Below are 21,018 nucleotides of genomic sequence, written 5' to 3'. Positions count from 1 at the left end.
AGGGAATCGACATGGATATCTTGAAAAACACCGTCGACTCGCTCTGGCAGGTCGTACTGGTCGGCCTCCTGCTGGGCGCCGGACTACCGGCGATCTTCGCAATCGGCCTGAAGTCGCTCGACGCCGGACAACGTGGCAGTGGCGGCGGGAGCACTGCCGTCGCGGCTCGCAGTCCGTTGGCCGTGGCAGGCGCAGTGGTGTGCTTCGCGGTCGTGCTCATCGCGATCGTCACCGGAATCCTCTTCATCATGCAGGGCTTCCTCAGCCACACATTCGGCATCGAGATCTTCTGATCCCGTGCACCCTCACGAGCGGAAAGACATCACCGTGACTGCACCGACTCCATCCCTTCCTCAATCCATTCTTGACTGGCTTCGCGCCGGCTACCCCGAAGGCATACCGCCCAAGGACCGCATTCCGCTGGTCGCATTGCTACGACGCAAACTCTCGGACGCGCAAATTCGAGACATTGCCATCGGCGCTGCACTCGCAGAACTGAGCGACGTCAACAGCGACCAGGTGATCTCGAGCGACGAGATCAGCGCTCAGATCGCCGATCTGACGAGCCAGACTCCCTCGGACGAGGACATCGCGCGCGTTGCCTCCGTCCTTGCTGCCGCCGGGTGGCCCCTCGCTGATCTCGACAACCACTGAAGCTCGATTCGTTGAGTCTTCCACCACTTCTGGCTTCGATACTCGGCTGGCTGCGTGCCGGGTATCCGAACGGTGTGCCGGAGCAGGACTACGTCCCTTTGATGGCCCTGCTCCGGCGACAACTGTCCGACGACGAGATCGCCGTTCTTGCTGACGATCTCGTCGCCGGCTTTCCGCTTCCGGTCGATCCGATGGACTTTCCCGGTTCGGTCGATCCGATCGACATCGGCGTCCTCATCACCAAGGTCACCGACGATATTCCGCACGAATCGGACGTCGCTCGGGTACGTGAACACCTGATTCGTGGAGGTTGGCAAATCGTGGCACAACCTCCGGTCGACGACGCCTGACGGCATTACGGTAAATCGGACCAGTTTGATAACGAACCGGTAACGGTGCCGTCGAGGTCAATACAGACCACTTAGTGTCATAAGGAATTCCGCGCCTCGGGGGGCTCGGTCGGATTTCGGTGTGCAAGCACCTTTGGGGCGGGAGTGATACATGCACGAGGCTCACACAGATTTGGCGAAGAACCCAGATATTTCGAACCCGGATCTTTCGAGAAACCGTATTTCGAAACGAATCAAGCGTCGGATCCTGGGCCTCGCAGCGACAGCACTCGCACTCCCCCTGACCGCAGGCCTGATCAGCGGATCGGTAGCGACCGCAGCGCCCGCGCGTACCGCCCCGGCCGGTGGCTACGAGGAAGTGTTCGTCGACTCGTCGATGGGACCGATCAAGGTTCAGATCCAGTGGGCTTCGCGCGGCGGCAACGCGGCGCTCTATCTTCTCGATGGCCTACGAGCACGCGACGACCGAAACGCATGGAGTTTCGAGACCAACGCTCTCGAGCAGTATCGCGGCGACAACGTCACCCTGGTCATGCCGGTCGGCGGGCAGTCCAGCTTTTACTCCGACTGGTATGCGAACAGCAATTTGAATCGCCAGCCGGTCACGTACAAATGGGAAACCTTCCTCACCCAGGAACTTCCCGCCTATCTGGAATCGCGCGGCGTCTCCCGAACCAACAACGGCGTGCTCGGACTGTCCATGGGTGGCAGCGCGGCACTGACGCTAGCCGCCTACCACCGCGATCAGTTCAAGTTCGCCGGTTCGCTCTCGGGATACCTCAACATCTCAGCTCCAGGCATGCGTGAGGCGATCCGGGTGGCCATGGTCAGCGCCGGGTCCTTCAATGTCGATGCAATGTGGGGACCGCCGTGGAACCCCGCTTGGCTCCGCAACGATCCCTTCGTGTTTGCACCCGAACTGGCTGGGCTCTCGCTGTACATATCCGCTGCGAGCGGCCTGCCCGGGCAGTTCGATCAACCGCGTCGGCCCGTCGACTTCGTGAATACCGGTAGTGCCATCGGGCTCGAGGCCCTTGCCTTGATGAACTCACGGGCATTCCAACTGCGCATGAACTCCCTGGGAATTCCGGCAACGTACAGCTTCCCGGCCAACGGCACTCATTCGTGGCCGTACTGGGGTGCAGAACTGTGGAAGGCCCGAGGCCAGATCCTCGACACCCTGAACGCTTGGTGAACTGACAACGACTCGATCACCGACAACCGCAGGCCCCGACCGATATTCGTTCGGGGCCTGCGTCGTTCGAATTCAGAGCGCGGCAAAGAGATCCACGGTATTGCCGTCGGGATCGAGAAGAACGGCGTAACGCTGCCCCCATACGGCGTCGAAGGGCGCCTTGTGCCCGGGGAAGTCGGCTGTCATGCGCTGATACGCCTCGTCTACTGCGGCGGGAGTCCCGAAATCGAAGGCCAAAGCGACGGGGTGTCGACCTTCCCCGACAGCGAAGTCCGGATCGAAGCTCGCGATGGTGGACAGCGCGTCCCAGGCCAGCCGAAGCCCACCGTCGAAAGTGAACTCCACATGCGGAGCGTCAGCGGGTGTTTCCGGAATGTCGAGCCCGAGGGTTCGGTAGAACGCGAGGGAACGCGCGAGATCGTTGGTGACGATTCCGACGAGATCGAGTCTCGGAGAGACGGACACGGTATTTCTCCTGTTTCGGGTCGAGAAGTGATCGGCGAGTGTGTGACGATGATCTGATGACCGGCACTGACACCCTCGCTCTCGACGGTAGTCGGACGGTAGCGTCGAGTCTTGAACAAAACGGCCACACCTATGTCGAGACTCGGATCACCGGTTCGGCCGGCCTCTTCAGTTGCACGTGGAAAAGCACCAGCGAAGCCCATACGCCCACGGAAGCAAAGCGGATTCTTCCCGATCTCTGCGCCGACTTCATCGTCGACAGCACCGGAAAGTCGTGGCTCGTCGGACCTGCCACCGGTGCCGATCTGGTTTCGGTCGCCGCCGGTACAACCATGTGGGGCATCCGGATCAATCCACCGGCTCTGCGGAGCCTGCTCGGCACAGCTGCCGACGCGGTGCAGGATTCGAAGATCGCCTTCGACGACATCCTCACTTCCAGACAAGCGCGGGTACTTGCCGACGCCCTGAGCCACGAGGCAGTCGACGCTCACCTACTGGGCCAGTTGTGGCGCGGACTGGAACCCGACCACGGAATCGAGCGTGGTTACTCCGCGCTCATCTCCTCCCCTTCCACGCCGATACGAGAGATTGCTGCAGACCTCGGTGTTTCCGAACGTCATTTCAGACGATCGATCACGTCAGCGGTCGGGCTGTCCCCCAAACTGATTCAGAAGGTGCAACGAATGCAGGACGTGTTGACTCTCAGCCGCGGCGCAAAACTCACGCTGTCGTCGCTGGCCGGTCGCGCCGGCTACGCCGACCAAGCCCACCTCGCACGCGATACGCGTGCACTGGCAGGTCTGACACCGACTCAGCTACTGCGTGAGCACCGGTAACGATGAGCGAAGAACTGTTCGCCGCCCTCGATCACCTGGCTGCCACGTCAGCTGTCGTGATCGATCGCCCCCGAGGGTCGGCACACCCGCGGTACCCCGATGCGATCTATCCGCTCGACTACGGCTATCTCGACGGCACGGTCAGCGCGGACGGCGACGGGATCGATCTGTTCCGAGGCTCGGCCGTCGGCAACGGTGTTGTCGCCGTGGCCGTTGTTGCCGACATCGTCAAGAAGGACGTGGAAGTCAAGATCCTTCTCGAATGTACTGCGCCTGAAATCGACACTGCCACAATATTTCTCCGTGACGTTCTAGGTCTCGGTGCCACTGTCTTGCGGCGCGCCGTCAGCTGAGTTCGTCGAATCGCGGAACAAGATGCTCCGCAACCCACTTCGCTTCCTCGATCAGCGGCCAACCTGCCAGGATCAGTGCAGTCAAACCGGTTCGGCCGCGAAGCGTGCGTACCGAGTCCGTGATCGAATCCGGATCGCCGACGTAATACACCGCCGATGACCCGGTGCCGAAGATGTCGAGGGGTGACCACGCCGTGATACCCGCGTACAGCCCGTCACCGACGTACAACTCCTCCGGTTCCGGAAGTCGGCCGGAGGCAATCTTGTCCGCCCAACCCTGCCGCTGAGCGTCGCGGGCGGTGAAGGTCTTGAGGTCTTGCTTCCCCTGAGTACGACGACGCACTGCGTTGTCCAAGACATGAGCGATCTGCTCGACGCCCGTCTTCTCGAACAACGAACGGAACCGGTCGTGCGCCTGCGCCTTGGTGGGGCGAACGATCACACCGGTGAGCGCACCGAAGTCGGTGAACTCGCGCCCGGCTGCCTCCGCCGCCGCCCGTGCGGCAGAGAATTTGTCTTCGATGAACGAAGTCTCGCGCAGCATCGCCAAGTAGGTGTCGAGCACCTTGCCTGAATTCGCCAGGCCTGCAGGCGAATCACCGGTACCCCACAGCGGAACCTGATGCCCAGCGGGCGCATCGATACGCAGTGGTGTGTTGGGAAAGTTCGACTCCGTGCCTTCGGCGTAGATGCGGCGGAAGTCCGCCCAGTACTGCTCCCCCAACTCGTAACGCTCGTCGTGGGGCACGTTCATGTCGTACTTGGTCAGGATGTTCTCGCGTCCGTTGACCGAGTTGATCAACAGTCGGCCGCCGCTGAAGGCGTCGAAAGTCAATGCCTTCTCCGCCAGCAGTCGCGCCGGCGTCATGTTCGCGTAGACGGCGACGAGGAACTTCATGCGCGTGGTGTGCGCTGCCGCCCACGTCGCCGAGATGAACGGATCGTTCGGCCAGGTGGCAACAAGCGCACCTTCGAATCCGCCGTCGTCGATGGTCTTCGCGAGCTCGATCTGCCTGGCCCCGTCCACGGGGAACAGCCCACCGGGGCTCCACGGGTAGTCCCCGTCTGCCTGGGTGAGATACCAGAATGTCTTGATGCCCATCAGTTCTGCACTCCAGCCGGCAGGTCGAACGATTCGATTCGGGCACGCGAACGGATGGTGTCCGCATTCACGCTGTAGAGCGCGTCGAGGTATGCGACCGCGAAAGAACCGGGGCCCGAGGCATTTTCCTCGGCGATCTCCGATGCCACGGCAACATGCGTGTGCGCGGCAACCAATCCGTCCAGCGCGGTCGGCGTCACGGCGAGGTAGGCAGCGACCAGGCCTCCCAGAGAGCAACCGGTACTGGTCACGCGCGGCAACAGAGCGCTGCCACCGGAGACTCGGATGCCCCGAACGTCGCCGCCACCATCGCGGCCGACGATGTAGTCGACCGGTCCGGATGCCGACACGGCATCCGCATGCTTCAGGAGTGACAGAGCGGCGGGCACTGCGTCGGCGGAATCGGAGGCACTGTCGACGCCGCGGGTGTCACCGCCGAGTCCGGCCAGAGCGATGATCTCCGATGCGTTCCCGCGGATGGCGCTGGGGTGAAAGCGCAGCAGATCCACAGCGATACCGCTCCGCCAGGGTAGTCCGCCGACACCGACGGGATCCAAAACCCATGGCGTACCCGCAGTTCGGGCCGCTTCTGCTGCTATCAGGAAAGCTTCGGCTGTCCCGTCGTCCGGCGTTCCGAGGTTGACGAGCACTCCCCCGGCGACGGCAGCGAACCCACCCGCTTCGTGGACGTTGTCGATGTGAGCGTTGCTTGCGCCGGCGGCGAGCAGAACATTGGTCAAGAAGTTCGCAGAAACGATGTTGGTCAGCGACTGGACGAGCGGTACCTGATCGCGGAGTGCGTCGATCGCCGACGCGACGGTTTCGACAGAGACAGTGTCAGACATGAGAATTCCTTCAGGACGGGAGGTAATTGAGGACTGCGGCGATTCAGGACCGCGGACATCGAACATCCGCAAGCGCGCCGCCGGGCTCACCGCCGACAACCATCGGCAAAGTCGGATCTGCAGTCCATTCCTCCAACGAACCGTCGTAGACCTTGACGTCCTCATAGCCGCCGCGGATCAGTGCGAGTGCTGTCAGGCACGCCGAAACTCCACCGCCGCAATAGATCACGACAGGTTCAGCGACGGGTGGTAGAACGTCAGCAGATTTCGACCGAACATCGTCCGCCGGAAGCATCCGGGCATCGGCGTCGAGAAGACCCTTCGCAGACAGATTCACACTTGACGGAATATGTCCGCGTCGCGAATATCGCGTCTTCTCCGTTCCCTCGTACTGCTCAGGCGCCAGCGCGCACACCAGCGTTCCGGCTTCTTCTCCTGCGGACAGTGAGGCAACGCGAGGTAGATCGACCCACAGGCCAAGGTCCGTCACACTCCAACGCTTCGACGCCGACGTGCGGGTGACGTCGTCGCCGCTCGCGAGGGCGAAGCCGCATCGAGTCCATTCGGCGAGGCCACCGTCGAGGACCCTTGCTTCGATGCCGGCGTTGCGAAACACCCACCAGAGCCGTGATGCCCAAGTGGTCGAACCCTGGTCGTAGATCACGATTGTCGCACCCGGTTCGATACCACTGGATTGGAGATCGGACATCAACTGCTCCGTTGACGGGCGTGTGAAATGCAGCGCCGCTTCCCTTTCGGAAAAGACGTCCATGAGGTCGACGTGTCGGGAACCCGGGATGTGCGAGGAAACCCAGCCGTCGTACCCGGACTCCGGGCGATAGTCGCCGTCGAATCGCGCGGGAGGAAAATGAACCGTCGCGTCGAGCACAGCGACGCCTCCCTCGCGCAGCATCGCGTCGAGTTCAGCAGCACTCACCAGCGGCGACGCGGTCTCTCCAGCCACTTCGGACCCTCTCCCTCGGAAACGAACAAGCACGAACCTAAATGAGTACTAGCGTATACGCAAGTACTCACTCGTCGCCGATGGCATAATCGAACGCGCTCTACTTGCATGCACAGGAATGAGGACACATGGATCTCGACGCCGATACGAGCACCACCGATCTGCTGGTGCCGGAGGCTGCGCTGGGCCGGTCCGATCAGACCTCGCGGCAGTACCTGCGCCTGCGAGCCGACATCCTGGCCGGCAAGTTCCCCCAGGGCTCTCCGCTGCACGAGACTCAATTGTGCGAATCGTACGGCGCATCGCGTACCCCGATCCGCGAGGCACTCAACTGGCTCGCGCACGACGGTCTACTCGAACGAGCCGCCCGCGGTTTTCGTGTCCGTTCCGGCACACCCGAGGACGTCATCGAAATCTACGCAGCGCGGGTTGCCCTCGAATCGGAAGCCGCCGGCGCCGCCGCACTCCGCCACAGCGATCTCGACCTTGCCCGCCTGGACGGATTGCACGAGTTCTGCTGCACTGCAACAGAAGGCACCGAGGTTCGTGCCGGAAACTTCAAGTTTCACGAGGCCCTCTGGCAGGCCGCCCACAATTCCACGATCACCTCATTGCTGATCCGCCTCACCACCCAATTGCGAATCTACGACAGCGGCCCGCCGTCGAACTACGGCGAACCTGACCTGCTCAATTCGGAGCATCAAGAGATCCTGAACGCCATCCGCGCCCGGGACGAATCGTCCGCACGTGGTCACATGCGCAACCATCTCGAGCGCAGCCGCGACCAACGAATAAGGATGTTCGCCAGCCGCTGACTTCAGACAGCCCCGAGTTCTGCACACTGACGCCTGCGCCGCCGTCGCTCAGACGGGGAGCGTGCCGGTGTCGACGTCGTACACGCTCTCGGCCGGGCTCGACATCACTCGATCCGCCATCTCCTGCTTGAGCTCTGTCAGCCGTGACTCGTCTTCGGCCGTCCGGTCGGACTTACGGGACAGAGTAATGAACTCGTCGACGACGAACCCCTCCCGAACAGTCAGCGTGACGCTCGCGCCGCGATAGGTGATCCGAAATACATACAGCGCGAGCGTATTTCCACGTTCACGCCTGGCCAAGGAACTGTCAACGGTGTACCGCCCTTCGGTCACCGCGCGCGTGACCAACTCGAACGCATCGCGCACTCCTGGTCCGCCGTGTGCGGTGGTGACGACCAGCTCGCGACGCTCGACGGAGCCTTCCCCGCCGAGCACACCGAGAGCGCGCTCGAGAACCTTGTAGGCATGCGCCACGCCGCCCGGGGCCTGCGGACCGTGATAGCGGAGGGCGTCCTCGTACGTGAAGTCGAGCATCGTCCCGTGATCGGTCACGGTGAGCGTGGTGGCCATGATGGGCGTCCTTGCCGGTCAGTGCTGGCGGTCGATCGGATTGATCCGCGAGACGATGAGCGGATCGATCGGAGTGAAAGGGAAGTGCGGCAGCTCCCGCTCCGGAACGCCGAACGAGGCCGAGAGAACGCTGCGCGAGAACGCGGAAGCCGTTGCACGGTAGCCTATGTCGCCCGGCGTCGGCTGGTCGAAGAAGATGAGGAAGTTGATGTCCTCGTCACCTAGAACCTCGATGTGATGGGGATAGGCACGCGGAACGAAATACACCTGACCAGGCTCCAGTAGGTAGGTGTCGAGCGAACCGTCCGGATCGAGGACCGTCATCCGCCCGTGACCACGATGCACGTATCCCATTTCGGCAGTGACGGGATGCCAGTGTGGCTCACGCATCCCACTCTCGCGAATTGTCAACGAGTACATCGAAAGATCCTCCAGCGCCGCCCAATACTGCTTGCGCGCCACTTTCGCCTGTCCGTATGGATATGCGAGAGGCGCGATCTGGCCTTCGAGATCGAAGAGATGCGCGTTGGGAAGGCCGGCGGTATCGGGAACGACGGCGGCGCCGTCCCGCCGAACTATCTCGGACGCATCGGCTCTACCGAAGACGTCGAAGGCCGATGCGGCGAGATCGTACGTGTTGCCGAGCACCGCGTTCGACATTGCGCTGACGCTACTCTGCAACGAAAAGTGCTGCGGGAGTGAAGTACGCAGGGCAGCGATGATCTCCGCCTCCTCCTCTCCGACATTCTCGATGTGATAAATCGCGCCGGATTCGACGTGATACATCTGCCCCGCTCGCACCACGAAGCTGGCGAACTGGTCAGCATTGCCCAGCATCGAGACGAGCACGGTTCCGCTGGTGACGTAGGCGATCTGGTTCGCGTTGACGTTCCATTGTGGTTCACGGATCGCGCCGGGACCGAGAACAATTCGTTTGATCGACAGACCGGACAGGATCGGCAACGAACTCGTGTCGAGTTGCGAGATCGACCCAAGTTCGTTCTCGAAGACACTGGGGCCATTGCATAGTGAGGCAACGTGTGTAGACATGGCAATTTTATCCTTCCCACTCTGGTCCTTTCGACTCCGGTCCTTCCGCCTCGCTGACGTCAGTCCTCGATGAACGCGAGAATGTCCTGGTCCAGTGTCTTCTGATATGAGCCGTAGATGCCGTGAGGTGCGCCCGGATACACCTTCAGCGTGCCCTTCTTCACCAGCTTGATCGCCTTCTCGGCCGCTGCGCCGATCGGCACGATCTGATCGTCGTCGCCCTGAGCGATGAGGAACGGAACGTCGATGGCTTCGAGATCGGAGGTCTGGTCCGTCTCCGAGAATGCCTTGACGCAGTCGTAGGCCGCGGCGAGATTGACCAACATACCTTGCCGCCAGAAGTCGTCCTTCGCCCCTTGCGAGACGTCGGCACCTTCGCGGTTCGCGCCGTAAAAGCTCTCGCTGAGATCCTTGTAGAACTGCGATCGGTCTCGCAGAACTCCCTCACGGATGCCGTCGAAGACCTCGATCGGTGTGCCTTCGGGGTTGCCGTCCGACTTGACCATGATCGGCGGTACGGCGCCGGCGGTGATCACCTTGGCCACGCGCCCGTTGCCGTGCTGCGCCGCGTACCGGACCACTTCCCCGCCGCCGGTCGAATGGCCAACCAGGACCAGGTCTTTCAGGTCGAGTGCGTCGATCAGCTCAGCCAGGTCCTTGGCATATGTATCCATGTCGTTGCCGGTGTACGTCTTCGACGAGCGACCGTGTCCTCGACGATCGTGCGCGATGGTCCGGTATCCGGCGTCGGCGAACAACTTCATCTCGACCTGCCACGCGTCAGAACTCAGCGGCCACCCGTGGCTGAGGACGATCGGCCGGCCGACGCCGTGCTCGGTGTAGTAGATCTCGGTTCCGTCGGAGGTGGTGATGTAGGGCATGCTCTGCTCTTCTCTGTCGAGTCGTGGACTGAGATCCGGACACGGTGCCCGGTTTCCTCACTCTGCGAGTGCCCACTACGGGGGCAGTCGACTCATCGATCGACAGAAATGTGCGTGGGGGCAGAAGACTCCGGCCCGACACCACGAAGCGTGGTGCCGGGCCGGAGCCTTCAGTCAAAGGGAAACGATCAGTAATCGTCCTCCGTGTAGACGATCATCCCGCGCAGATTCTTTCCTTCGAGCATGTCGGCGTACCCCTCGTTGATCTCCTCGAGCTTGTAAGTCTTGGTCACCAACTCGTCGAGTTTGAGTGCGCCGCTTCGGTAGTGATCGAGCAACTTGGGAATCTGGGACCGTGGCCCTACCCCGCCGAAGATGGCTCCCTGCAAACGCTTCTGCAGAAGGGTCAGCTCGAAGAGGCTGAGCGTCACCTGCGAATCCGCGTAATGCCCCATTCCGACGACCACGACCTGGCCACCCTTGCCCGTCGCGCTGAGCGCGGGCTGAATGATGTCGCCGTGAATCTCGCCCACGGTGATCACGGTGACGTCGGCCATCTTGCCCCAGGTGATCTCGCCGATCACCGGTAGCGCTTCCTCGAGGGAGGCAAAAGTGTGTGTGGCGCCGAATTCCTTTGCCTTGTCGCGCTTGAACTCGACGGGATCGATCGCGATCACAAATCGTGCTCCGGCGGACGCCGCACCCTGCACCGAGTTGATTCCGACGCCGCCGACGCCGACGACCACCACCGTGTCGCCGACCTTGGCTCCACCGATCGCGGTGGCCGATCCCCAACCGGTGGCAACACCGCAGCCGAGCAAGGCCGCCTTGTCGAGCGGGATGTCCTTCTCGATCTTGATCACCGACGCCTCGTTGACGGTCACGTACGGCGAAAATGTTCCGAGCAGGCACATCTGGATGACCGGCTCGTCGTCGAGGGTGACGCGGTACGTCTTGTCGGAGATCGCCTGCCCGGTCAACAGGCCGGCTCCCTCGTCGCAGATGTTCTGCAGACCCTTCGCACAGGACGGACAACGTCCGCACGCCGGGATGAAGGCGAGAACCACGTGGTCGCCTTCTTCGACGCTCGCGACACCCGGGCCGACCTTCGTCACCACTCCGGCGCCTTCGTGCCCGCCCAGGGCCGGGTAGAAGGGCAGCGGGCTGGCGCCCGTACGCAAATGTTCGTCCGAATGGCACAGCCCCGATGCGGCGAGTCGGACCTGCACCTCACCCGAGACCGGGTCCCCCAGCTCGACCTCTTCGATCTCCCACGCCTGACCTGGCGCCTTGACTACCGCTGCCTTGACCTTCACCTGCACTCCTCGAAATTCTTCGTGATGCACGGACGACGAAAGAACGCGCCGGCATTTGTGTCGCCGATCACACTCCATGTACGAGTGTGCCTGAAGTAGCCCGAGAATACCGTCGGTCCGTGTGCCTTTTTGGTAGCCGCCTCTACCAGAAAGGCGCACGGCTAACATGGACACAGTGGCCAAGGGAACTCGCAAGACCAGAACTCGCAGCAGTACTCCCGAGCGAGGCGAGTCCGGTCCCGTCGCCGGCACTTTTCCGATCGATACCGGGACGTGCGAACTAGTCCGCGATCAGTACTCCGATGACAGTTGGATCATCCAGATCAACGGAGTGCCCAGTTCCCACGTGAACGTCGCGGATCCCACGGTGCTCGATTTCGAGTACATGCGGTGGATCGCGCATCTGGTCGATTCCGAACGTGACAAGGCCGAGCGCCTGCGGGTGCTTCATCTCGGCGGTGGCGCCTGCTCCATGGCCAGATACTTCGCCGCCACGTACCCTGACGCGCGTCAAGTGGTGGTCGAAATCGACGGTGCTCTGGCGGAACTCGTACGCGATTGGTTCGACCTCCCGCGCGCGCCTCTTCTGCGCATCCGCGTCGGAGAAGCCCGCGCCGTCACCGAAACTCTCACTGAGTCCACCCGAGACGTCGTGATTCGAGATGTCTTTGCCGGCAACACAACTCCGACTCCGCTGACAACAGCGCAATTCACCACCCACGTACGACGCGTGCTGGCACCGGGCGGTACCTACATCGTCAACTGCGGCGACACCCCGGATCTTCAGGGCGCGCGCAGTGAAGCCGCAACCATCGGTGCGCAGTTCGAACACATGGCGATCATCGCCGATCCCGCGATGCTCAAGGGCCGTCGCTACGGCAACATGATCATCGCGGGCAGCGACGTACCGATCGGCGGGCAACCCGCGCTCGCGCGCGAGCTACTCGGCGGAGGAGTTCCCGCCCACGTGTGGCAGGACGCCGAAGTCCGCAAGTTCGCCGCGAATGCGCCGGTTCGCCAAGACTGAGCGAAAACGCTACTCCCCGCCGAACACCCTCTCCACCACAGCTTTTGCTCGACGCGTGATGCGCAGATAATTGTCGAGGAACTCCCCTGCGTCGTCGCCGTATCCGGCGACCTGCGCCACCGCCGCGAGGACGCGTCCGGGACCGGGAAGCTGATCGGTCGGCTTCCCCCGCACCAGAACGAGGCAGTTGCGTGCCTTCGTCGCGGTGATCCAGGCGTCACGCAGCAGTTCGACGTCACCTTCGCTGAGCAGTTCCGCGGCCCCGATGGCGTCGAGAGTCTCGAGCGTCGACGTGTTGTGCAGCGACTCGATCTTGTCGGCATGGCGTAGCTGCAGCAGTTGCACAGTCCACTCGATGTCGGCCAAGCCGCCGCGACCCAGTTTCGTGTGCGTCGCCGGATCGGCTCCGCGCGGGAGCCTTTCGGAATCGACTCGCGCCTTGATGCGCCGGATCTCGCGCACCGCCGCGTCACTGACGCCGCCTTCGGGGTAGCGGGTCTTGTCGATCATGTGCAGGAACCGCAGTCCCAATTCAGGATCACCGGCAACCGGGTGCGCACGAAGCAGCGCTTGAATCTCCCACGCCTGAGCCCACTTCGCGTAGTACGCGTCGTACGACTCGAGCGTGCGAACCATCGGCCCGTTGCGGCCTTCCGGACGCAATCCGGTGTCGACTTCGAGCGGAGGATCCGTGCTCGGTGCCCCGAGAAGCTTGCGCACCTTGTCGGCAATGCTGTTGGCCCACTTGACCGCAACGGTCTCGTCGACGCCCTCGCGGGGTTCGCACACGAACAGCACGTCCGCATCGGATCCATAGCCGAGTTCGCCGCCGCCGAGTCGGCCCATGCCGATGACGGAGAAACTGGCCGGCGCCTCGGTCCCGAGTTCGGTGACGCTGGCCTTGATCACCGCGGAGAGCGATGCATTGAGCACCGCGGCCCACACCGAGGACAGCGCCTTGCAGACTGCAGGAACATCGAGCATGCCGAGGATGTCGGCCGAAGCGATGCGCGCAAGTTCGTGTCGCCGCAGCGAGCGGGCCGCGGCAACAGCACGATTGGGATCACTGTGTCGGCCGGAGGCGGTGAGTATTCCGCGAGCGACGTCCTCGGGCTTCGGCTCGACCAGGCGCGGTCCACTCGGCGAATCCGCGAACAAGCGAATCACGTCGGGAGCCTTGATGAGCAGGTCGGGTAGGTACGCCGACGAGCCCAGCACGGTCATCAGACGCTCGGCCACCGCAGCCTCGTCGCGGAGCAGGCGCAGGAACCACGTCTGGTCGACGAGCGCGTCCGAGAGCCTGCGGTAGGCGAGCAGACCGGCATCGGGATCCGGTGTGTCCGCGAGTGATTCGAGCAGAGTCGGCAACAGGAGCGCTTGAATGCGACCCTTGCGTGAAGCGCCACTCGTCAGTGCAGTCAGATGCCCGAGAGCATGCTCGGGTGCCGTGTAACCGAGAGCGGCCAACTGGCGAACCGCGGCTTCTGGCCCCAGGACCAGTGCTTCCTTGTCCATCCGCGCCACCGATTCGAGAAGCGGGCGGTAGAACAACTTGGCGTGCAGGCGGCGAATCCGATGCGAATTCCGCTTGATCTCGGCGCGCAGGACTCCCAGGGAATCCAGACGACCGTCGGGTCGCATATGCGCGGCGCGGGCCAGCCAACGCAGCGCTTCCTCGTCGTCCGGCGGCGGCAGGGTGTGTGTGCGCTTGAGCTTCTGTAACTGCAGACGGTGCTCGAGCAGACGCAGGAATTCGTACGACGCAGTCAGGTTGGCGGCGTCGTCGCGGCCGACGTATCCACCCGCCGCCAATGCAGTCAGTGCATCGACGGTGCTCTGGACATGCAACGAACTGTCAGCGCGCCCGTGCACCAATTGCAGGAGTTGGACGGCGAATTCGACGTCGCGCAAACTTCCGCGGCCGAGTTTGAGTTCGCGCTCACGCAGTTCGGGGGGAACCATTTCCTCGACGCGTCGACGCATGGCCTGGACTTCGGGGACGAAGTCCTCGCGCTCGGAGGCGATCCACACCATCGGGCTCATCGCCTCGGAGTACTGGCGACCGAGCTCCATGTCGCCGGTCATCGGACGAGCCTTGAGCAGTGCCTGGAACTCCCAGGTCTTGGCCCAGCGCTTGTAGTACGTGATGTGGGATTCGAGGGAGCGAACCAATTCTCCGCGCTTGCCTTCGGGCCGCAGCGCAGCATCGACCTCGAAGAATGCGGAGGTACCGATACGCATCATCTCACCGGCAACGCGACTGGCCGTCGCATCGGCCGGTTCGGCGACGAACACCACGTCGACGTCGGAGACGTAGTTCAGCTCGCGCGCACCACATTTGCCCATGGCGATCACGGCGAGCCGGATCGGACAGCTGCCCTCGGGACACACCGTTGCGATGGCCACCGCAAGTGCAGCGGTCAGCGCGGCGTCGGCCAGATCGGAAAGCTGGTGCCCCACAGTCTGATACGGAACTACGGGTTCGTTCTCGACGGTCGCCGCAAGATCAGCCGCAGCCAGCAGCATCAACTGGTCCTTGTAGCTCTTACGCAGAGCAACAACAGCTTCCGGCCCGGTTACCGTGGCGCGGTAGGTCAATGAACCTTCGGTGGCACCCTCGTCGACAGTTGCACCCACGACCTCGAGCAACGCTGCAGTCGCCTCGTCCTTGGTCGGCAGAGCGGTGCCGTCGAGCAGTTTCCAGCCGATCGGATCCGCGGCCAGGTGGTCGCCGAAGGCCGACGACGCACCCACCAGTGCGAACAAACGGCCGCGCAGGCTCTTGTCCTTGCGCAGGACCTGATCGAGTTCGCGCCACCCGTCGCCGAGCCCGTCCTTGATCCGCACAAGGGTGCGCAGAGCGAGGTCGGCGTTCGCGGCACGCGACAGCGACCACAAGAGTTCGATGCTCTCGGCGTCGACCCAACCGAGCTGACGCAACTCGTCGGCAGCGGTGGGCTCGACCAGCCCGAGTCGACCCGGTCCTGGAACTGCTGATCTCGCAGCGGGCGGTTTCACCGTCACAGACCGAGGTAGGTCTTGAGCTCGAACGGCGTCACGTGGCTGCGGTATTCCTCCCACTCACGACGCTTGTTGCGCAGGAAGAAATCGAAGACGTGCTCGCCGAGTGCTTCGGCCACGAGCTCCGACTTCTCCATCTCGCGCAGAGCGCTGTCCAAGTTGCTCGGCAGTTCCTTGTAACCCATGGCGCGGCGCTCGGCGGAGGTCAACGACCACACGTCGTCTTCTGCCTCGGGCGGCAAGGTGTAGCCCTTCTCGATGCCGCGAAGACCGGCAGCAAGCAGGACCGCGAAAGTCAGGTACGGGTTGCAAGCCGAGTCTGGGCTACGGATCTCGACGCGGCGCGAGGACGCCTTGTTGGGCGTGTACATCGGGACGCGAATGAGAGCCGATCGGTTGGACGGGCCCCACGACGCAGCAGTGGGTGCCTCTCCCCCGTGGACGAGTCGCTTGTACGAGTTGACCCACTGGTTCGTGACCGCACTGATCTCGTTGGCGTGCTCGAGGATGCCGGCGATGAACGCCTTGCCGGTCTCGGAGAGCTGCATCGGATCGTCCGGATTGTGGAAGGCGTTGGTGTCGCCCTCGAACAGGCTCATGTGGGTGTGCATCGCGGAGCCGGCCTGATCGCTGAACGGCTTGGGCATGAAGCTCGCCCGGACGCCTTCACCGATCGCGACCTCCTTGACGACGTACCGGAACGTCATCACGTTGTCGGCCATCGAGAGTGCGTCGGCGTAGCGCAGATCGATCTCCTGCTGACCCGGCGCGGCCTCGTGGTGGCTGAACTCGACCGAGATGCCCATCGACTCGAGTGCGTCGATGGCGTGGCGGCGGAAATTCGGAGCCGAATCGTGCACGGCCTGGTCGAAGTATCCGCCCGAGTCGGCCGGGATCGGTGGAGTGCCGTCGATCGGGCCGTTCTCCAGAAGGAAGAACTCGATTTCCGGGTGGACGTAGCAGCTGAAGCCCAAGTCGCTGGCCTTGCTCAGCTGGCGACGCAGTACGTGGCGCGGATCGGCCCACGACGGCGAACCGTCGGGCATCGTGATGTCGCAGAACATGCGAGCGGAATGCTGCGCACCGTCCTTGTGCGCCCACGGCAGGATCTGGAATGTCGAGGCGTCGGGCCGAGCGACGGTGTCGGCTTCGGAGACTCGTGAGAATCCCTCGATGGCGGAACCGTCGAATCCGATTCCCTCCTCGAAAGCGCCTTCGAGTTCGGCGGGGGCGATCGCCACCGATTTGAGGTACCCGAGAACATCGGTGAACCACAAGCGGACAAACCGAATGTCGCGCTCTTCCAGGGTACGAAGCACGAATTCTTTTTGGCGATCCATGCACGCGAGACTAAGCAAGCCACGTTAAATCTGTGTTACATCAGTGGTCCCGGTTAACAGAGTGATTGGTCACCATCGAATAGGCGCAGCGTACGGCGCCGCGCCGGCTAACATGTCAGACCCTCTTCCGGAGCCTTCAAGTAAACGAAGTAGTCGACGACGGCATCGTCGACGCAGGAGTTTCCGTCCAGAACCACCGTGTGTTGGGTTCCGTCGAACGTGATCAGAGCAGCGCCCAACTGCTTCGCGAGATCCACTCCCGCCTGATACGGGGTCGCCGGATCCTGCGTCGTGGACACGACGACCAGCTGCGGCAGACCGGCGTCAGCGAGTGCCTGGGGGTCGAGCGCGTGAGGGCTGCCGGTAGCCGGAACGGGCCAGAACGCGCACAGGTCGAGCGGCGCTTGACCCGTCCCGCGGCCGTCGTCGAGGAACGGCGCCGCCTCGCGGTACCGAGTGTCGGATTCGCCGGCCTCGGCGCGGTCGGTGGTTGCCGGATCGTCCACGCAGCGAATGGCGTTGAACGCGTCGTTGATGTTGGAGTAGCTGCCGTCATCCTCACGGCCTTCGTACATGTCGGCGAGATTGAGCAGCGAGTCGCCGCGTCCGTCGGCCAGACTCGACAGACCCCCACGCAGCGGCGTCCACAACTGTGGCGAATACAGAGCCTGCTGCACGCCCGTGATCGCGTCGGAATAACTCAGCCCTCGCGGATCGGTGGTCTGTGCCGGCTTCTCGATCAACGGATCGACGAGTGCCTGAAAGCGTGCCTGCGCCTGCGCCGGATCATCACCCAGCGGGCAATCCGTTCGCGAGACACAGTCGGCGACAAAGGCGTCGAACGCGCCTTGGAAGCCCTGCCCCTGCAAGACCACCTCGTCGACCGGATCCTGCTCGGGGTCGAGCGCGCCGTCGAGGACCATCGCTCGGACGTTCTGCGGAAAGGTTTCCGCGTACGTGGATCCGAGCCGGGTCCCGTACGAGAACCCGAGGTAGTTCATCTTCGGATCGCCGAGAACGCCCCGAATGACGTCCATATCTCGCACCACCTCGTAGGTACCGACATGAGCGAGGAACTCCGTACCGGTCCGCTCAGCGCACTTGGCGGCGTAGTCCTTGCTGTCCGCCTCGGCGAGAGCGATGCCCTCCGGCGTCATGTCGACGTTGACCTCCGCACGCTCCGCGTCGGTCTCCTCCGGCGTCAAACACCGAACCTGCGGGGTCGACGCCCCGATCCCCCGCGGATCGAAGCCGATCATGTCGAAACGTTCCTGCAATTCGGTGCCCGAACCCGAGGTCGCCATCGACAGCCCGGACCCACCCGGCCCGCCGGGGTTCAGCAACAGTGAGCCGATGCGGTCGCCGGTTGCCTTCGAACGCGAGATCACCACCTTCGCGGTGTCGCCGTTCGGATTCGCGTAGTCGACGGGAACGCTCACCTCGGCGCAGTCGACCCCACGCCCCAGCGGCGCAGTTCCTTCTTCGACAAATTGGTCGCACGAACCCCAGTCGAGCGTCTGCTCGTAGAATTTCTCGAGGCCGGACGGCACCGCGGACGCGGCAGAACCAGCAGGTTCCACTGATTCGGGCGTGCCTTCCGAACTGGTGCAACCGACAACCAACACGAGCACTGCTGCGCTTCCGGCGAGGGCACCGGAGAGGCGAACGAACTTCGACATGCCATCGATGGTGCCAGGAAACCGCGATAGCCAGCGGTTCGCCTCGTCTCGGCACCTACCTGATACGCGCGCGGTGATGTGACCCATTGCACCCCGTCAACTATTCGTGTCGGCGATGTCCGGTGGCAGACTGAACACGTCATCACCCACACCCGGGGACCCGAAGGCGATCAACGCTCAGGGCCTCGAGGCCAGAAAGGGACAACGATGTCCGAAACACCTCTCTACGGTTCTGTACCCAGTGCAGTTTCTGTACCCACTGCAAGCTCTACCGATGCACCGAAGCGTAAGACGCGCATTCACCACCTCGCCGAGATGAAGCAGAACGGCGAACGCTGGTCGATGCTCACCGCTTACGACTACTCCACGGCACGCATCTTCGAAGACGCAGGCATCCCGGTGCTGCTCGTCGGCGACTCTGCCGCCAACGTCGTCTACGGCTACGACACCACCGTGCCGATCACCGTCGACGAACTGCTCCCGCTCGTGCGTGGCGTCGTTCGCGGCGCGCCGCACGCACTCGTCGTCGCCGACCTCCCCTTCGGCACCTACGAGGGTTCCGCCGAGCAGGCCCTGGCGACTGCCACACGGTTCATGAAGGAAGGCCTCGCGCACGCCGTCAAACTCGAGGGCGGTGAGCGGATGAGCAAGCAGATCGCGGCAATCACCTCGGCCGGCATCCCCGTCATGGCACACGTCGGATTCACCCCGCAGAGCGTGAACTCGCTCGGCGGATTCCGCGTCCAGGGTCGCGGCGACGCGGCCGAGCAGCTTGTGGCGGACGCCATTGCAGTCCAGGAAGCCGGGGCGTTCTCCGTCGTCATGGAAATGGTTCCGGCCGAGATTGCGGGCCAGGTCAGCCGCAAACTCACCATCCCCACCGTCGGCATCGGGGCCGGTTCCGAATGCGACGCTCAGGTACTCGTCTGGCAGGACATGGCGGGTTACACGAGTGGTAAGACAGCCAAGTTCGTCAAGCGTTTCGGTAACGTCGGTGACGAACTGCGTTCCGCAGCCGCAGCCTATGCATCAGAAGTTCGCACTGGCGCTTTCCCGGCCGCAGAACACAGTTTCTGATCCGAGACCGGCGAACGCCGCCTGTCTCTCAACCAGCCAGGGGTGCGTTCAATGATCGGTAACCGTCGAAGTTCTACTGCCGCAGCTGTAGTCGGTGCGGCAGCTCTCGTCACGGTGCTGAGCGGATGCGCGGGAGGGTCCACCAACTCTCCCGCGCCCAGCAGCACTACGCCCGCGAGTTCCACCAAGACGGCGCCGGCAACAACCTCCGCGTCCGGTTCGACGTTCACCGACGCTCAAGTCCAGCAGTTGTGCTCGGATATGGAAGGGCAGCTGCAGAACTGGCGGACCGTCACCCCGACGCTCGGCAAGGGCGGACTGAACACGATCGTCATCACGTGGGCGACGCAGAACGGCATCAACCTGCTCGATCTCGCTCAGAACCGCGAAAGCATCGACGCGGCAACCTCAGCCGCGTGCCCCGACGTCCGGAGCGGCGCGATTTCCGCACTCGAGATCCCCGATCTCGCTTCCGGCCTGGTGGGCTTCTGATGACCGACACTTCCGCGCAGCCGTCGGCTCTCCGGAGTCCGTATCCCCCGATCGAGCCTTTCGTCACCGGCTTCCTCGATGTCGGTGACGGCCAGAGCATGTACTGGGAAGTCAGCGGAAATCCGGACGGCAAGCCGGTGGTGTTCCTGCACGGTGGCCCCGGCGGTGGTGCGCAACCGGCGGTACGCCAGTTCTTCGATCCGGCCGCATACCGCATCGTTCTACTCGACCAGCGCGGCTGCGGGCGGTCCACCCCTCACGTTGCCGACGGCGCCGACCTGTCGGTGAACACGACGGACAAGCTGCTGGCCGACATCGAAGCCCTGCGCGAACATCTTTCGATCGACAAGTGGATGGTTTTCGGCGGGTCCTGGGGTTCCACGCTGTCCATCGCCTACGCCGAAACGTTTCCTACGCGCGTCACTGAGCTGGTCCTGCGCGGGATCTTCCTCCTGCGTCGTAGCGAGATCGACTGGTACTACAACGGCGGCGCGGGAAACATCTTCCCGGAGCGCTGGGACAAATTCCTCGAACCGGTACCCGAGGCGCAGCGCGGCGAAGACCTCGTCGCGGTCTATCACCAACTGCTCCATTCCGAAGACCCCGCCGTCGCAGCCCGGGCAGCGATCGCCTGGTCGGCCTGGGAAGGATCGACGAGCTACCTGTACCCACAGGCGGACAAGATCGAACAGAACTCCGAGACCAGGTTCGCCTTGGCCTTCGCTCGTATCGAGAACCACTACTTCGTCAACGGCGGATTCTTCGACGAGGGTCAACTCCTACGCGAAAGCTCCGCACTGCACGGCATTCCGGGGACGATCGTCCAGGGCCGCTACGACGTCGTCTGCCCCGCCACCAGCGCGTGGGCGCTGCACAAGGCGTGGCCCGAATCCAAGCTCGTGATCGTCGACGACGCCGGACACTCCGCGATGGAGCCCGGCATCGCACATCACTTGGTGGAAGCCACCGATTCTTACCGGTAGCTC

General features: G+C 63.2%; 22 protein-coding genes. 11 read left to right on the top strand and 11 right to left on the bottom strand.

The genetic code is table 11. The features are described from left to right. The first annotated feature begins 11 nt into the window (after positions 1-11). The 4 genes from ABIE52_RS04660 (at position 12) to ABIE52_RS04645 (ending at position 2,199) form a co-directional block, all read left to right on the top strand. Complete coding sequence (locus ABIE52_RS04660) at positions 12-293, top strand: hypothetical protein (protein ID WP_003941641.1); 282 nt, start codon at positions 12-14, stop codon at positions 291-293. Positions 294-327: 34 nt separating this feature from the next. Next, positions 328-654, top strand: a complete 327-nt coding sequence (locus ABIE52_RS04655; RefSeq protein WP_003941653.1) for a DUF3349 domain-containing protein — start codon at positions 328-330, stop codon at positions 652-654. Between the two features lie 11 nt (positions 655-665). Continuing rightward, positions 666-1,004, top strand: coding sequence for a DUF3349 domain-containing protein (locus ABIE52_RS04650; protein WP_042445790.1), 339 nt, complete (start codon positions 666-668; stop codon positions 1,002-1,004). Positions 1,005-1,155: 151 nt separating this feature from the next. Then, a complete protein-coding gene (locus tag ABIE52_RS04645; RefSeq protein WP_172827113.1) occupies positions 1,156-2,199 on the top strand; it encodes an alpha/beta hydrolase in 1,044 nt (347 codons plus the stop codon). Positions 2,200-2,271: 72 nt separating this feature from the next. On the opposite strand, the gene ABIE52_RS04640 is transcribed toward ABIE52_RS04645, so the two are convergent. Next, positions 2,272-2,664: a VOC family protein gene (locus ABIE52_RS04640; protein WP_003941628.1), complete on the bottom strand. Its 393-nt coding sequence runs from the start codon at positions 2,662-2,664 to the stop codon at positions 2,272-2,274. Positions 2,665-2,720: 56 nt separating this feature from the next. Here ABIE52_RS04640 and ABIE52_RS04635 point away from each other — a divergent pair, with 56 nt between their 5' ends. Further along, positions 2,721-3,500, top strand: a complete 780-nt coding sequence (locus ABIE52_RS04635; RefSeq protein ID WP_223304497.1) for a helix-turn-helix domain-containing protein — start codon at positions 2,721-2,723, stop codon at positions 3,498-3,500. A 2-nt stretch (positions 3,501-3,502) separates the two neighbouring features. Continuing rightward, the gene (locus tag ABIE52_RS04630) at positions 3,503-3,853 is read left to right on the top strand and encodes an inorganic pyrophosphatase (protein WP_042445785.1); all 351 of its coding nucleotides are present in this window, start codon (positions 3,503-3,505) and stop codon (positions 3,851-3,853) included. Here the strand turns inward: ABIE52_RS04630 and ABIE52_RS04625 are convergent. From ABIE52_RS04625 to ABIE52_RS04615, 3 genes are read right to left on the bottom strand one after another with little or no spacing between them, the layout of a single operon-like run. Further along, positions 3,846-4,955 carry an LLM class flavin-dependent oxidoreductase gene (locus tag ABIE52_RS04625; RefSeq protein ID WP_042445783.1) on the bottom strand — a complete coding sequence of 370 codons (1,110 nt, stop codon included), beginning with the start codon at positions 4,953-4,955 and terminating at the stop codon, positions 3,846-3,848. The two genes, ABIE52_RS04630 and ABIE52_RS04625, sit on opposite strands and share 8 nt — an antisense overlap. After that, a complete protein-coding gene (gene thiM, locus ABIE52_RS04620) occupies positions 4,955-5,800 on the bottom strand; it encodes a hydroxyethylthiazole kinase (RefSeq protein WP_192712979.1) in 846 nt (281 codons plus the stop codon). The genes ABIE52_RS04625 and thiM overlap by 1 nt, the downstream gene beginning before the upstream one ends. A 43-nt stretch (positions 5,801-5,843) precedes the next feature. Next, a complete protein-coding gene (locus ABIE52_RS04615; RefSeq protein WP_192712978.1) occupies positions 5,844-6,764 on the bottom strand; it encodes a sulfurtransferase in 921 nt (306 codons plus the stop codon). Between the two features lie 128 nt (positions 6,765-6,892). Between ABIE52_RS04615 and ABIE52_RS04610 the strand changes: the two genes are divergently transcribed. Further along, positions 6,893-7,579, top strand: a complete 687-nt coding sequence (locus ABIE52_RS04610; RefSeq protein ID WP_003941581.1) for a GntR family transcriptional regulator — start codon at positions 6,893-6,895, stop codon at positions 7,577-7,579. A gap of 48 nt (positions 7,580-7,627) precedes the next feature. Here ABIE52_RS04610 and ABIE52_RS04605 read toward each other — a convergent pair whose 3' ends face one another. The 4 genes from ABIE52_RS04605 to ABIE52_RS04590 form a co-directional block, all read right to left on the bottom strand. Next, positions 7,628-8,149, bottom strand: coding sequence for a hypothetical protein (locus ABIE52_RS04605; RefSeq protein ID WP_042445775.1), 522 nt, complete (start codon positions 8,147-8,149; stop codon positions 7,628-7,630). Positions 8,150-8,167: 18 nt separating this feature from the next. Then, entirely contained in the window at positions 8,168-9,199 is a 1,032-nt protein-coding gene (locus ABIE52_RS04600) for a cupin domain-containing protein (RefSeq protein WP_192712977.1), read from the bottom strand. 59 nt (positions 9,200-9,258) lie between these two features. Beyond that, positions 9,259-10,080 (bottom strand): alpha/beta fold hydrolase, encoded by an 822-nt coding sequence (locus ABIE52_RS04595; protein ID WP_162113835.1) that lies wholly within the window; start codon positions 10,078-10,080, stop codon positions 9,259-9,261. Positions 10,081-10,268: 188 nt separating this feature from the next. Continuing rightward, positions 10,269-11,396, bottom strand: a complete 1,128-nt coding sequence (locus ABIE52_RS04590; protein WP_003941634.1) for an NDMA-dependent alcohol dehydrogenase — start codon at positions 11,394-11,396, stop codon at positions 10,269-10,271. A 166-nt stretch (positions 11,397-11,562) separates the two neighbouring features. Here ABIE52_RS04590 and ABIE52_RS04585 point away from each other — a divergent pair, with 166 nt between their 5' ends. Next, complete coding sequence (locus tag ABIE52_RS04585) at positions 11,563-12,423, top strand: spermidine synthase (RefSeq protein WP_058227216.1); 861 nt, start codon at positions 11,563-11,565, stop codon at positions 12,421-12,423. Between the two features lie 9 nt (positions 12,424-12,432). Here ABIE52_RS04585 and ABIE52_RS04580 read toward each other — a convergent pair whose 3' ends face one another. The 3 genes from ABIE52_RS04580 to ABIE52_RS04570 all read right to left on the bottom strand — a co-directional run bounded on the left by ABIE52_RS04580 (position 12,433) and on the right by ABIE52_RS04570 (position 18,463). After that, positions 12,433-15,447: a bifunctional [glutamine synthetase] adenylyltransferase/[glutamine synthetase]-adenylyl-L-tyrosine phosphorylase gene (locus ABIE52_RS04580; protein WP_030537556.1), complete on the bottom strand. Its 3,015-nt coding sequence runs from the start codon at positions 15,445-15,447 to the stop codon at positions 12,433-12,435. Next, entirely contained in the window at positions 15,444-16,784 is a 1,341-nt protein-coding gene (locus ABIE52_RS04575) for a glutamine synthetase family protein (RefSeq protein ID WP_003941637.1), read from the bottom strand. The genes ABIE52_RS04580 and ABIE52_RS04575 overlap by 4 nt, the downstream gene beginning before the upstream one ends. Positions 16,785-16,891: 107 nt before the next feature. Next, positions 16,892-18,463: an alpha/beta hydrolase gene (locus ABIE52_RS04570; RefSeq protein ID WP_030537557.1), complete on the bottom strand. Its 1,572-nt coding sequence runs from the start codon at positions 18,461-18,463 to the stop codon at positions 16,892-16,894. A gap of 207 nt (positions 18,464-18,670) precedes the next feature. On the opposite strand from ABIE52_RS04570, the gene panB reads away from it, so the two are divergent. From panB to pip, 3 genes are read left to right on the top strand one after another with little or no spacing between them, the layout of a single operon-like run. Beyond that, positions 18,671-19,540, top strand: coding sequence for a 3-methyl-2-oxobutanoate hydroxymethyltransferase (panB, locus tag ABIE52_RS04565; RefSeq protein ID WP_007735454.1), 870 nt, complete (start codon positions 18,671-18,673; stop codon positions 19,538-19,540). A gap of 51 nt (positions 19,541-19,591) precedes the next feature. Continuing rightward, complete coding sequence (locus ABIE52_RS04560; protein ID WP_042445770.1) at positions 19,592-20,032, top strand: hypothetical protein; 441 nt, start codon at positions 19,592-19,594, stop codon at positions 20,030-20,032. Then, a complete protein-coding gene (gene pip / locus ABIE52_RS04555) occupies positions 20,032-21,015 on the top strand; it encodes a prolyl aminopeptidase (RefSeq protein WP_042445768.1) in 984 nt (327 codons plus the stop codon). The genes ABIE52_RS04560 and pip overlap by 1 nt, the downstream gene beginning before the upstream one ends. Positions 21,016-21,018: the final 3 nt, after the last annotated feature.

This window comes from Rhodococcus sp. OAS809 (assembly GCF_040546695.1).
Lineage (GTDB): Bacteria > Actinomycetota > Actinomycetes > Mycobacteriales > Mycobacteriaceae > Rhodococcus_F > Rhodococcus_F qingshengii.
This window is presented reverse-complemented; position numbering and strand designations above follow the sequence as displayed.